The sequence below is a fragment of the Streptomyces daliensis genome, from assembly GCF_054782395.1.
This window is the reverse complement of sequence record NZ_BAAGSO010000069.1, coordinates 119,688-132,416: the sequence shown is the minus strand read 5'-3', so window position 1 is coordinate 132,416 and position 12,729 is coordinate 119,688. Positions and strand designations below refer to the sequence as shown.

The following is a 12,729-nucleotide window of genomic DNA, read 5'->3' as shown; positions in this document are numbered from 1 at the left end:
CCACCCCCCTCCCCCGGCAACGCCGCGAGCAGCGGAAAGTGCGGAAGCTGCGGATACCCGACGGCACCGCCCAGCGGATCCACCGCACTGCCCGCCCCGAGCGTGAACCCGGGCCCGAGCGCGTACGCCGCCCCCCAGACGGCGGCGTTCGGCACCAGCGCGACGGCGGCCAACAGCACCGCGACGTAGCCGGACCACGAGTCCGTGAGCTGTGGAAACGCCCGCTGTGCGGCCCCCGCGTGCCACACCGTCACGCCACCGGCGAGCAGCGCACCGCCCCCGACCAGTACGGCTACGGCGGCGCCCGCGCCCCGTACGGCGGTGAGGACCCGTCGCCGGGTGAGGATGCGGAGCAGCGGGCGCGCGAACACCCGGTGCAGCCAGTTCAGCCAGCGCAGCCGATTCAGCCGCGCGGGCAGTTCCAGCGCGGGCCGCCCGCCGCCCAGCCACCCCGCGACGGCCGTCACGCCGAGCACGAAGAGCGGCAGCCGGAGCACGGCGCTGAGCACGTCGACACGCAGCGGGCCAGTGGCCGTGTAGCAGACGGCCGCGCCCGCGACCAGCAGGTATCCGCCCGCCACCCAGCCGACGACGGACCTCGGGCCGCGCCCGTCCCCGCGCTCCTCCCCCTCCACGAGGGCGAGCAGCGTCGTGCGGTACAGCAGCCAGGCGGGTGGCACGGCGAGCAGCATCGGGGTGAGCGCCATGGGCGCGGACTGCCCCGACAGGGTCTCGGCGCGCACGAGTCGCGCCCCGTGCGCGAGCAGCCAGAGGTCTGCGGCGACGTGGAGCGCGCCGCCAGGGCCGCTGTCCGGGTACGGCGAGGTGATCCACAGGAGCAGCACCACGACGGCGAGGAGGCCGAGGCCCAGGCACGCGGCGACGGCTCCCCCGAACAGCCAGGCACCGGACGCGGGCAGCGGTCGCCGCGCCGTTCGGGCGTACGGGGACAACGACGGGCTGCGCTGCGTCACTTGGCTCACGGTCGCCATGCTGCCAAGAACACCCGTTTCGCCCCGGTATCGCGCGAATCGTCGCTGTGTCGCCCAGGATGTCCGTATGTATCTTTTCACACAAAGTGCCAGAGCGATCCGGCCCTCGTACCCGAGTGTGGAGAGGAAGCCGGGCGCGTGAGGGGCGGAGACGGCCGCCGTTCCGAGCGTCCCACCAGGAAGAAGGCCGACGCCGAGCCGCCACCGGAGCCAGAAGCGGCCCCGGGTCCGGACTCGGGCCCGGATCCGGAAGCGGAAGCGGAACCGGAGCGCGGAAGCCGACCCGGGACGGGGGTGTGGGAGAACGAGGAGGACCTGCTCGCGCTCGTCGCCCTCGTCACCCCCCTCACCCCCGTCACATCCGCCACCGTCCCCACGCGACCCGAAACCCCGGCGCGCGCCTTCGACGCCCTGTACGCGCAGCACGCTCCCGCCCTCAGCCGCCAGGCGTTCCTGCTGTGCGGGCACCGTCGGATGGCGGACCGGGCCGTCGCCGCCGCGTTCCACCTGGCCTGGGAGCGCTGGCCCGAGGTCGCCGTCGACCCGGACCCTGGCGGGTGGGTCAGGGCCGCGATGTACACGTACGCGCTCTCCCCCTGGCGTCGGCTCCGCCCCCGGCGACGGCACCGGGACACCCGTCGCGCCCCCGCCTCCGACCGGGCGCTGCTCGAAGCGCTGCTGGCGCTGCCTCCCTCGTACCGCGCCGCGCTCCTCCTGCACGACGGTCTCGGCGTCGGCCTGTCCGCCATCGCCGCCGAGACGGAGGCGAGCACTCCGGCCACGGCCGGGCGGCTGGAGCACGCGCGCGACGCCGTGCTCGAACGGATGCCGGAGCTGCGGGACGAGCCGGGCGCGCCGCGCGGCGTCCTGCTCTCCGCGCGGCTGCGGGAGCTGGCCGCGGCGCAGCCCGCGCGCACGCGCCCGGCGCGGCTCGTGCGGCGCGGCGGCGAACGCAGGACACAGCGCCGGCACGGCGCCGCGGTCGGTCTGACGGTCACGGTCGCCGTGTTCACCGGGGCCGCGCTGTGGAACGGGTCCGACGGAGCTGACCGGCCCGCGGACGACAAGGCGCGGGGGCAGGCCGTCGGCAGCACGCGCTTCGCCCCCTCCGCCGGCCCCCCGGACAGCTCAGGCTCGGGCTCGGGCGCGGGTGCGGACCAGCACGCGCGCGGCACCGAGGAGAGACACCCGAGCGGTGGTGAGCGGAAGGCCAAGGACGCGGTCCTCGGCATCGTCCAGCCCCTGCCCGGAGCCGCGCCGGAGACCTCCGGCTCCGCGTACGCGCCCCAGTTGCGCTCCGTCAACCGCCGCATGCACATGGACGACTTCACGCCCGACGGCGAGCTGAAGCGCGACCAGCCGCGGACGGAGGAGGTCGCCCGGGAGCGTGAGCGTGAGGAGGCGCGCGAGCGCGAGAAGAAGCGCGAACGGGCGCAGCAGCGGGAACGGGAGAAGGCCCTCCGGAAAGCGGCGAGGGCGGCGAAGACGACAAAGACCCGGGAGGCCGGGAAGACGAGTGGGCCCGGGTTGTTCCAGGGCCGGTTCCCCGGCCCGGTCCGGGCGGCCGTGGCCGGGTCGCGTCACGCTGACGGGCCCGCCCCCCGGTGAGGGGGACGGGCCCGTCAGCGTTCGCACGGAGACCGGACGGCCTCGGCGCGCCAGGCTCGGCGTCAGCCGTGCGCGGCCGGCGCAGCCAGCACGACCGGTGCGGCCAGCACGACCGGTGCGGCCGGTGCAGCCGGTACGACCGGTGCGGTCGACACGACCAGTGCAGCCGGTACGGCCAGCGCAGCCAGCACGGCCACGTCAGCCGACTCCGCCCGCACGGCCCGTAGAGCCGCCGTCAGCCGCCGAGCTGCTCGCGCGCCAGGCGCGCGGTCTCGGACGGGGTCTTGCCGACCTTCACGCCCGCGGCCTCCAGGGCCTCCTTCTTCGCCTGCGCCGTGCCGGACGAGCCGGAGACGATGGCGCCCGCGTGCCCCATGGTCTTGCCCTCGGGAGCGGTGAAGCCCGCGACGTAGCCGACGACCGGCTTGGTCACGTTCTCCTTGATGAAGTCAGCGGCCCGCTCCTCGGCGTCGCCGCCGATCTCGCCGATCATCACGATCAGATCGGTGTCGGGGTCCGCCTCGAACGCGCGCAGCGCGTCGATGTGCGTCGTGCCGATGACCGGGTCGCCACCGATGCCGACTGCCGTCGAGAAGCCGATGTCACGCAGCTCGTACATCATCTGGTACGTGAGCGTGCCGGACTTCGACACCAGGCCGATGCGGCCCGGCTTGGTGATGTCCGACGGGATGATGCCCGCGTTGGACTGGCCCGGGGTGATGAGGCCGGGGCAGTTGGGGCCGACGATCCGCGTCTTGTTGCCCTTCTGGGCGGCGTAGTCCCAGAAGTAGGCGGTGTCGTGGACCGCGATGCCCTCGGTGATCACGACCGCGAGGCCGATGCCCGCGTCGACGGCCTCGACGACGGCGTCCTTGCTGAACTTCGGCGGGACGAAGATGACGGTCACGTCGGCGCCGGTGGCCTCGATGGCCTCCTTCACGCCGCCGAAGACGGGCACCTCGGTGCCGTCGAAGTCCACGGTGGTGCCCGCCTTGCGCGGGTTCACACCGCCGACGATGTTGGTGCCGGAGGCCAGCATCCGCTTGGTGTGCTTCTGGCCCTCCGAGCCGGTCATCCCCTGGACGATGACCTTGCTCTCCTTGGTAAGGAAGATAGCCATGGTTCTCGGTGTCCTCGTCCCTCTTACTTGGCAGCCAGCTCGGCGGCGCGGTCGGCCGCTCCGTCCATGGTGTCCACCTGCTGCACGAGCGGGTGGTTGGCGTCGGTCAGGATCTTGCGACCCAGCTCCGCGTTGTTGCCGTCGAGGCGCACGACCAGCGGCTTGCTGACGTCCTCACCCTTGCTCTTGAGCAGCTCCAGGGCCTGGACGATGCCGTTGGCCACGGCGTCGCAGGCGGTGATGCCGCCGAAGACGTTGACGAAGACGGACTTGACGTCCGGGTCGCCGAGGATGATCTCCAGGCCGTTGGCCATGACCTCGGCCGAGGCGCCGCCGCCGATGTCCAGGAAGTTGGCGGGCTTGACGTTGCTGTGCGCCTCACCGGCGTACGCGACGACGTCGAGGGTCGACATGACCAGACCCGCGCCGTTGCCGATGATGCCGACCTGGCCGTCGTCGAGCTTGACGTAGTTCAGGCCCTTGGCCTTGGCAGCCGCCTCGAGCGGGTTGGCGGCGGCCTTGTCCTCCAGCGCGTCGTGGTCGGGCTGGCGGAAGTCGGCGTTGGCGTCCAGGGACACCTTGCCGTCCAGCGCGATGACCTTGCCGTCGCCGGTCTTGACCAGGGGGTTCACCTCGACGAGGAGGGCGTCCTCCTTGACGAAGACGTCCCACAGCTTCTGGAGGACATTCACGACCTGGTCGTGCAGCTCGGCCGGGAACTTCGCGGCCTCGACGATCTCGCGGGCCTTCGCCTCGGTGACGCCCTCGATGGCGTCGACCGGGATCTTGGCCAGGGCCTCGGGCTTGGTCGCGGCGACCTCTTCGATCTCCACGCCGCCCTCGACGGAGGCCATGGCCAGGAAGGTGCGGTTGGTGCGGTCGAGGAGGAAGGAGACGTAGTACTCCTCCGCGATGTCCGCGGTCTGGGCCAGCATCACCTTGTGGACCGTGTGGCCCTTGATGTCCATGCCCAGGATGGCGTTGGCCTTCTCGACAGCGTCCGCCGGGTCGGAGGCCAGCTTCACGCCACCGGCCTTGCCGCGGCCGCCGGTCTTGACCTGCGCCTTGACGACCGCGCGGCCGCCGAGACGCTCGGTCACCTCGCGCGCCGCCTCGGGCGTGTCGATGACTTCACCGGCCAGCACCGGTACGTCATGCTTGGCGAAGATGTCCCTCGCCTGGTACTCGAACAGGTCCACGCGCGTCCGTCCCCTTAATCAGTGGTATCGCGGTCGATGTCAGCGTGGGCGTGCCGCGTGGCCGCGGCGTCGCCGGTGGCGCGCGGCATGTCCGCCTTGCAGGTTAGCTCTGTGCGTGAGCGCTTCATAAATCGCAGCTCACACCGGCGCGGTGACAACGGTCACAAATGGTCTCCCGCCTGCTGCGGAGTGCCTCGGCGGCAGGGAAGACCGGCGTACGTCAGGGGTACGTACGCGGGACCGCCGTCCCTCGTACGTACCCCTGACGTTGTCGCTTTCCATGGCCCGACGTGTGCGGCCTGACGTGTGCGGCGGCTCTCCCCACAGAGACCGCCGCGGCCAGGCCGGGCCCGTGAGTCGCTCAGTGGTCGAGCAGCACCGACGGGAGCGAGCCGACGACCGGCGGGACCGACGACGAGTCGCCGGGTATCGGCCCGACGCCCGGGATGCCGGGCAGCGAGAGCGGCACGACGCCGATGCTCGGCACGCCGGGCACCACCTCGGGCACCCCGATCACCACGTCCTCCGGCACCTCGGGCGCGTGCGGGACGGCGGACGCAGCCGCGAGGCCGGACACGGTTCCGGCTGCCGAAGCTCCCGTGGACGCCGGAAGCGCACGGGTCCCTCGCGCCGCTGACACGGCTTCCCTGGCCTTCTCCTGGGCATGTCCTACCGTTTCCGCCGCCTCCGTCGTACCGACTGTTTCTGTCGTGCCAACTGCTTCCGCTGCTTCCGCTGTTTTTGCTGTCCGCTTCACGTGCGCGGGCACGTGCACGTCCCGGCCGGTCGCCTCCTTCGCGGGGAGGGTCGTCACCGTGCCGTCGTCCAGGACGTCCTTGGTGTCCAGGGCGTCGTCGGTGTCCAGGGCGTCGTCGACGACGTCGACCGTGCCTGCCGTACTCGCCGTACTCGCCGTGCTCGCCGTGCCGAGGACGCCGTCGGCCGACGGCAGCCCGTCCGCCTGTGCCGCGGTGGCCCCGAGGGCCCACAGCCCGGCGGCGGCAGCGGCGACGACGGCTCCGCGGCGGATGCTCTTCCGCATGCGCATCGCTGTCCCGATTCCGTAGTGGTGGAGGGGAGGGAGGTGGGAGGAGAGGGAGGGAGGGCGGGGCGGCTCACCCCCACGGAGAGCCGCCCCACCAGCCTGGATGGAGGACTGTCCCTCAGACCGCCGGGACGGTGACGGGCAGCGAGGAGGCGCCGGGCAGCGTGGCGGCGGGCAGCGTCGAGACGACGGGCAGCGCCGGGATGTTGGCGGCGTCGGTCAGGTCACCCGCACCGGCGACGGAGCCGAGCCCGGACACCGCTTCCACGCCGTTCGCCGGGCCGACGCCCCGCACGCCGGTGACGGCGTTGCCCGCGAGGGTCTGCGTGTCGGTGGCGGCGTTGCTGCCGAGGCCACCGGCGAACGGGGCGACGTCGGCGGCCAGGCTCTGGCCGAAGGCGCTGACGTGGCCGGTCACGTCACCGGTCACGCCCTGGGCCAGGCCGTCGGCCTGGATGGTGATGCCCGCGACGTAGGGGACGGTGGCGGAGACGGCGTGGTCGGCGGTCGTGCCCGCGTCACCGGCGGCCTGCTCGGCGATGCCGGTGGTCTGACCGGCGAGGCCCGTGACCTGCCCGGTGACCGGCAGGGTCCGCACGACGAGGGACTGCGCGACGGGCGGCAGCACGGAGGCGCCCGTACCGCCCACGCCGCCCACGACCGGCTGCACGGGCGCGACGGTCTGCTTGGTGCTCTTGACGACCTGCTGCGTCGTGCCGCCCTTGAGCGCCGTGGTGAGCTGCTCGGGGCGCAGCCCTGCGGCGGCGATGCCGCTGAAGAGGTTGCCGGTGCCCGGGGCCGAGGGGGCGGCGGGGAGGCCGTCGGTCCGGAGCGCGTCGGTGGGCAGGCCCTGGGCGGGCAGGTCCTTGGTGGGCAGGCCGGAGACGGCGCCGACGGCCGGAACCTGCGGCAGCTCGCCGCCCTTGAGGCCGTCGACGGCCTTGGTGGCCTCGGTGGCCTTGCCCTTGACGTCACCGGCCACGCCGGTGGCCTTGCCGACGGCCTTGCCCGCGGTCTTCTCCGCGCCCTTGACGGCGCCCTTGGCCGCGTCGCCGCCCTTGCCCAGGTCACCGGTCTTGTCGGCGAGCTCGCCGGTCACACCGTCGACGGTGTCGGTCACGGAACCGGCGTCCGGCGCTGTGGTCGTGGACAGGTCCTCGAGGCCGGTCTCCGGGACGCGCTTGGTGGGCAGCTTCTGGGTGACGCTGTCGGTGGTGTCCTGCACCTCGCCCTTGAGCCCGTCGACGGTGTCGGTGACCGTGCCGGTGGCGGAGTCCGCGTCGGCGCCCTTGAGCGAGTCGGTCACGGAACCGGCGTCGGGCGCGACGGGCAGCTCGTCGGCGCTGGCGGTGGCGGCGCCGAGCGCCCAGATCCCGGAGGCGGCAGCGGCGAGGACGACGGTACGGCGGATGTTCTTGCGCATGATTGGGGAGAGTCCTTCGAATTCAGGGGAATCGGCTGTGGGCAGACCTGTCCACCCCCGCGTGGCAGGTACGGGGAACGCAGACGCGTGGACGGTCCGCCCTAGCCGGGGAATTCGAGGATGTCGCCGGCCCTGTCACGGGTCGGCGAGGTGTGCGCGGCGCGCACCGCGCCGGGCTGCGGCAGCCCGTAGCGCTCCATGTCGCTGACGTAGGCGGCGAGCTGGTCCGCGCCACCGCGCGAGCCGCTGCCGTCGCCGAAGCTCTGCGACGAGGTGGAGGAGGTGGGAGCGGGCGTGGCGGGCAGGTGGCGGAGCGGGAGCCGGTCCGCCGGGGCGCCGTCGTTGTCGTCGGCGCCGTGCGCGGCGGCTGCCGCGTGCTGCGCCGCGTGGCCGCTGTGCGCGGGGTCGAACGAGGGGAGCGACGAGGCGTGGTGCCGGGGCCCGTGCGGGCCGTCCGCGCCCTTGTCGTCCCGCTCGCCGTGCGCGCCGTCCTGGCCGTGCCCGTCCGAGGGGCGGCCCTCGGAGCCGTCGCCGTGGCCGGGCCGCTGGCCGTGGCCGAGGCGGTCCGTCAGCTCGTCGAGGCCCACCGTGTCGGCGACGCCCCGCACGGTCTCGACGGTCTTCTCGCCGACGGGACGGGTGACCCCGCCCGTGCGCTCCGCGCCGTTCTCGGCGCTCTCGGCGACCGGCTCGACGACGGCATCCGTCGTCCTGCCCGCCTCCTCGCGCGCCTCGGCACGCTGCTGGTCGAACTCGGCGCGTGCCGCGTCCGCCTGCGCTTCCGCCTTGTCGCTCTCTTCGGGCTTGACGCTCTCTTCGGAGCCCGCCTCGTCGCCCGCCTGGGTGCCCGCCTTCTGAAGCGCACCGGCGCCGGGCTCCAGCAGTCCGCTGGAGGACCCGGCACCGGCCGCACCGTCCTGCCGCGGACCGGAGTCCGCGTGCGCGCTGCCGCCGAAGAGGAACGCGAGAGCGAGGAAACCCCCCAGGAAGAACACCGTCAGCAGCGCGCGCCGCGCCACTGCCGTGCGCGGAAGGCGCACGGCGGCAGGCATGGCGAAGGCAGCGGACAAGGAGGGGGACCTTCCCGGGGAATGGGGACGGGGCTACGGAACACGGGCCGCGCGGGGTCACGGAAAGTGACCCGGAGCCCTGCGTTCCGGCGGTGAGAGAGATCCTTGCACGCGGACCGGGCCCCTCCGCAACTCCCGTCACAACTTGTTCACTTCTCGCGCGGCCGGGTCACCGGTCGGCCGGTATGGCCGCGCCGACCGGTGACCCGACGCCCCCCTATGCCCCGTCTCGTCCCGCCCTTCTTCGTCTCGTCTCGTCTCGTCCCCTACATCCGCGACGCCCCCTTACGCCTCGGGCACGGGCAGCGGCCGCTTCTCGATGGCCGCCGCCATCACGTCCGGGAAGTGGTCGGGCGTGCAGGCGAAGGCGGGTGCCCCGAGTGCGGCGAGGGCGCTCGCGTGCTCCCTGTCGTACGCGGGCGCCCCCTCGTCGGAGAGTGCGAGCAGCGTCACGAACTGCACCCCCGCCGCCTTCATCGCGGCGACCCGCTTCAGCATCTCGTCGCGTATGCCCCCTTCGTAGAGATCGCTGATGAGCACGACGACGGTCTCGGCCGGGCGGCTGATCTTCGACTGGCAGTAGGCGAGCGCCCTGTTGATGTCCGTGCCGCCGCCGAGCTGGGTGCCGAACAGGACGTCCACCGGATCGTCGAGATCGTCGGTGAGATCCACGACGTTGGTGTCGAAGACGACGAGCCGGGTGTCGATCGACCGCATGGAGGCGAGCACGGCGCCGAACACCGACGCGTAGACGACGGAGGCCGCCATCGAGCCCGACTGGTCGATACAGAGCACGACGTCCTTCTTCACCGACTGCGAGGCCCGCCCGTAACCGATCAGCCGCTCGGGGACGACCGTCCCGTACTCGGGCAGATAGTTCTTGAGGTTCGCCCGGATCGTGCGGTCCCAGTCGATGTCGCGGTGGCGCGGCCTGTTCACCTTCGCCGAGCGGTCCAGCGCGCCGGTGAGCGTGGCCCGGGTCCTGCTGGCGAGCTTCTTCTCCAGCTCCTGGACGACCTTGCGCACGACCGCGCGTGCGGTCTCCTTGCTGGTCTCCGGCATCGCCTTGTTCAGCGAGAGCAGCGTGCCGACGAGATGGACGTCGGCCTCGACCGCCTCCAGCATCTCCGGCTCCAGCAACAGCGCCGACAGGCCGAGCCGTTCGATGGCGTCGCGCTGCATGATCTGGACGACGGAGCTGGGGAAGTAGGTGCGGATGTCGCCCAGCCAGCGGGCGACCTGGGGCGCCGAGCCGCCGAGCCCAGCGGAACGTTCGCCTCCCCTTCCCTGGCCGCCCGGACTCGTGCCCTTGCCGCCGTTACGGCCGCCGCGCGAGCCGTACAGGGCCTCCAGCGTGCGGTCCATCGCGGCGTCCGTGCCGCCGAGGGAGCACCCGGTTCCGTCGGAGTTCCCCGCGTCTCCGAGCACCAGGCGCCAACGGCGCAGCCGCTCCTCCGTACCCGCGCTCATCGCGTCACCACCGTCCTCCGCGTCATCCCGGACCGCACTTCGTCTCCTGACCCCGCGCCAGGCTCTTCGCCGGGCCGCCCGGCCTTCCCGGTTCGCCGCGCCGTGGTCTCGCCGGCGACCGCGCCCGCCAGCGCCTCCTTCTTCGAGGCGGCGCCGTGGGGCGCGCCGAGCAGCAGCCGGACCGTGGGCAGTACGGCGTCGGCGCGCCGACGGTCGAGGCCGGGCCCGAAGCCCGCGAGATCGGCGGAGGGCGCGCCCCCGGAGGGGGACGGCACGCGCGCGCCGTCCCCCTTCCCCGTACCGCGCCGCACCAGTTCACCGAGCGTGCGGCGCACTCCCGACTCGTACTCGGCGAAGGTGCGCCGTAGCAGCGGCAGCACATCCGTGAAGGCGTCCTCCGACACGCTCGCCAGCCAGCCGTCGACGAGCGCGAGCAGCCGCGCGTCGTGGACCAGCAGCATGCCGCCGCCCGCGAGGAAGCCCTCGATCCAGGCCGCCGCCTGGACCGGCTCCGTGCCCGGTGAGAGCACCAGGCCCATCAGCCGGGCCGCCTCTCCCTCGGCCAACTGGCCGTCGTCCAGCAGCAGCCGGGCGCACCGGCCCCGGACCAGCCCGGGTATCCGGTCGCGCGCCGCGAGGGTGCGCAGGGTGCCGCGCCAGCGGACGCCGAGCCCGTCCGCCTCGCCCCGGCCGCCCGCACCGTCGACGCCGCCGAACGCATCGCCGCTGCCCGAACCGCCGCCGCTTTCCGTGCCGTCGCCCCCGCCCGAGGTGCCGCCCCCGGCCGACGCGTCCGGCTCCGGCCAGTCGTCCTGGGTGCCCGAGCCCTCCCAACTGCCGCCGCTGCCGCCACTCCCGCCTCCCGAGCCGTTCCGCCGTGCCTCCTGGCCGAGCAGGGAAACGGCCTGGTGGGCGGCGTCCAGATGGCCGCGCATCTCGGCCGCGCCGTCCGCGTCGAGCCCGGCGCAGGCGGGCGGAAGGCCGACCCTGACGCGCTCGGCGAGACCCAGCGCGACCTCCGTCAGCGCGGCGGAATCCGTGCCCCGCACATCGCCGTACCGCACCGAGCGCACCAGCGCGGGCAGCGCCTGCGCGAGGTGGCCGACATCCGCGTCCAGCGCGGCGCGGTCCGCGAGGACCCGCATGACTGTGGGCAGCGCGTCCGTCAGCCCGGCGAGCAGACAGCGCTCGGCGAGCGCCGTGACGTCCGCGAGCGAGGCCGACTCGACGGCGTCGGACTCGGCCTTCGCCGTGGCCGCGCCCAGCACCGTCGTCCCCCACACCCCCGCCTCGGCGACGCGCACCGACAGTTCCGGCTCCCAGCGCAGCCGCCAGCTCTCGCGGAAGGTGCCGGTGCCGGCGGTGCGGGAGGCGGACGGTTCGCCCCAGCCGATGCCGAGCAGCCGCAGCCTGTGCAGGAGGCAACTGCGTGCGGCGTCCGTGTCCTTGCGCAGATCCAGCTCCAGTTCGCGGTCCTGTGCCTCGGGCTTGAGCCGCAGCGTGCGCTGCCGCGCGGCCAGATCGCGCTGGAGGGGAACGGCGGGCGCGCCCTCCGGGACCTCGCCCAGCACGTCCCCGACCACGAGGCGGTCCTGGACGAGCGCCAGCGGCACGTCCGAGCCCTCGCACATGACGGCGCGGATCGCGTCCGTCGTCTCCGTCAGGCCCGCCAGCGGGCGTCCGCGCATGGCCGCGAGCGTGTCGGCGAGGCGCACCGCCTCGATGACGTGCGCCGAGGAGACGCCGTGGTCCTCCTCCCGCAGCAGGCCCGCGACCTTCGTCATCCAGCGCTCGACGGGGCGGTCCGGAGCGGAGAACAGGTGCCCGTACCAGCCGGGCGAGGCGATCCCCGCGCCGTAACCGCTCTGCCGGCCCAGCCTCCTGTGCGTCCAGGGCACCCAGGTGACCTCGGTCTTCGCCTTGGGCAGGCCCTTCAGCGACTGGCGGTCCGCCGTGACGGAGGTCTTGTGCGCGAGCGCGGGCACGTGCCAGGCACCGCAGACGACGGCGACGGATTCCTCCCCGAACTCCTTGACCGCCTCGCGCAGCCGCAGCCGCATATGGGCCTCGCGGACGAGATCGCGCCGGTGTCCGCCGTCGCCGTGGGTCTCGCGCAGCGCCGCCATCGCCTCGCCGAGTGCGAGGAAGGGCGCGTACGGTCCCGCTGTGTTTCCGGGCGCCTGCCCCCAGGTGCCGCGGTGCTCGACGACGTCCTCCCACCAGCGTTCCGGATCGTCGTACCCCGCCGTCTCCGCGAGGACGGCGAGCGGATCGATCCGCAGCGCCCGCGCGGGACTGTCCGTCACCCCGTCGTTGCCGTTGTCCGTGTCCTTGTCGTCGGCGTCCTCGCCGCCCGTCCCCTCGGGCCCGACGCCGTCCGTTTCCCCGTCCCCGTCTCCGTCCTCGCCCTCGGCCCCGTCCGGCTCCATCGCGAGGGAGTGCGCGGCGGGCAGATCGATGAACCGCACCGGCACCCCGTGCGCCAGCGCCCAGCGGATCGCCACCCACTCGGGCGAGAAGGCCGCCAGCGGCCAGAACGCCGCCTTGCCCGGCTCGTCCAGCACATGTGCGAGCAGCGCGACCGGTGGCCGCATCGCCTCGTCCCCGGCGAGTGCGACAATGCCGTCCGCCTCCGGCGGGCCCTCGATGAGGACCACGCCCGGCCTGTGCCCCTCCAGTGCCGCGCGGACCGCCCGCGCGGAGCCCGGACCGTGATGCCGCACCCCGAGCAGCATCGGCCCCCCGACCCCCGTCGGCGCTTCCCCCTGCGCCTTGTCCTTCACGTGCTTGTCCCCCTCCAAC

10 protein-coding genes are annotated in these 12,729 nt (G+C 73.7%); 1 reads left to right on the top strand and 9 read right to left on the bottom strand.

Going from position 1 to position 12,729, the window contains the following annotated elements:
• The coding region (locus tag ACYVOO_RS16170; protein WP_461016332.1) for a cell division protein PerM at window positions 1–983 on the bottom strand (983 nt) is incomplete at its 3' end.
• 147 nt (window positions 984–1,130) lie between these two features.
• On the opposite strand from ACYVOO_RS16170, the gene ACYVOO_RS16165 reads away from it, so the two are divergent.
• Entirely contained in the window at window positions 1,131–2,600 is a 1,470-nt protein-coding gene (locus ACYVOO_RS16165) for an RNA polymerase sigma factor (protein ID WP_461016331.1), read from the top strand.
• A 62-nt stretch (window positions 2,601–2,662) separates the two neighbouring features.
• Here ACYVOO_RS16165 and ACYVOO_RS16160 read toward each other — a convergent pair whose 3' ends face one another.
• The 8 genes from ACYVOO_RS16160 to ACYVOO_RS16125 form a co-directional block, all read right to left on the bottom strand.
• The gene (locus tag ACYVOO_RS16160) at window positions 2,663–2,797 is read right to left on the bottom strand and encodes a hypothetical protein (RefSeq protein WP_461016330.1); all 135 of its coding nucleotides are present in this window, start codon (window positions 2,795–2,797) and stop codon (window positions 2,663–2,665) included.
• Window positions 2,798–2,835: 38 nt separating this feature from the next.
• Window positions 2,836–3,720, bottom strand: coding sequence for a succinate--CoA ligase subunit alpha (gene sucD / locus ACYVOO_RS16155; protein ID WP_453351237.1), 885 nt, complete (start codon window positions 3,718–3,720; stop codon window positions 2,836–2,838).
• A gap of 23 nt (window positions 3,721–3,743) precedes the next feature.
• A complete protein-coding gene (sucC, locus tag ACYVOO_RS16150) occupies window positions 3,744–4,919 on the bottom strand; it encodes an ADP-forming succinate--CoA ligase subunit beta (protein WP_461016329.1) in 1,176 nt (391 codons plus the stop codon).
• A 361-nt stretch (window positions 4,920–5,280) separates the two neighbouring features.
• The gene (locus ACYVOO_RS16145) at window positions 5,281–5,961 is read right to left on the bottom strand and encodes a hypothetical protein (protein ID WP_461016328.1); all 681 of its coding nucleotides are present in this window, start codon (window positions 5,959–5,961) and stop codon (window positions 5,281–5,283) included.
• 121 nt (window positions 5,962–6,082) lie between these two features.
• Window positions 6,083–7,387 (bottom strand): hypothetical protein, encoded by a 1,305-nt coding sequence (locus ACYVOO_RS16140; protein WP_461016327.1) that lies wholly within the window; start codon window positions 7,385–7,387, stop codon window positions 6,083–6,085.
• 101 nt (window positions 7,388–7,488) lie between these two features.
• Complete coding sequence (locus tag ACYVOO_RS16135; RefSeq protein WP_461016326.1) at window positions 7,489–8,457, bottom strand: hypothetical protein; 969 nt, start codon at window positions 8,455–8,457, stop codon at window positions 7,489–7,491.
• A 285-nt stretch (window positions 8,458–8,742) separates the two neighbouring features.
• A complete protein-coding gene (locus ACYVOO_RS16130; protein ID WP_461016325.1) occupies window positions 8,743–9,927 on the bottom strand; it encodes a VWA domain-containing protein in 1,185 nt (394 codons plus the stop codon).
• Complete coding sequence (locus tag ACYVOO_RS16125; protein ID WP_461016338.1) at window positions 9,924–12,662, bottom strand: DUF5682 family protein; 2,739 nt, start codon at window positions 12,660–12,662, stop codon at window positions 9,924–9,926. The genes ACYVOO_RS16130 and ACYVOO_RS16125 overlap by 4 nt, the downstream gene beginning before the upstream one ends.
• Window positions 12,663–12,729 lie beyond the last annotated feature (67 nt).

What these genes read in the sequence shown, in the direction of transcription:
- ACYVOO_RS16145 (WP_461016328.1), bottom strand. Translation starts at nt 5,961, where the DNA reads ATGCGGAAGAGCATCCGCCGCGGAGCCGTCGTCGCCGCTGCCGCCGCC.
- ACYVOO_RS16140 (WP_461016327.1), bottom strand. Translation starts at nt 7,387, where the DNA reads ATGCGCAAGAACATCCGCCGTACCGTCGTCCTCGCCGCTGCCGCCTCC.
- ACYVOO_RS16130 (WP_461016325.1), bottom strand. Translation starts at nt 9,927, where the DNA reads ATGAGCGCGGGTACGGAGGAGCGGCTGCGCCGTTGGCGCCTGGTGCTC.
- ACYVOO_RS16125 (WP_461016338.1), bottom strand. Translation starts at nt 12,662, where the DNA reads ATGCTGCTCGGGGTGCGGCATCACGGTCCGGGCTCCGCGCGGGCGGTC.
- sucD (WP_453351237.1), bottom strand. Translation starts at nt 3,720, where the DNA reads ATGGCTATCTTCCTTACCAAGGAGAGCAAGGTCATCGTCCAGGGGATG.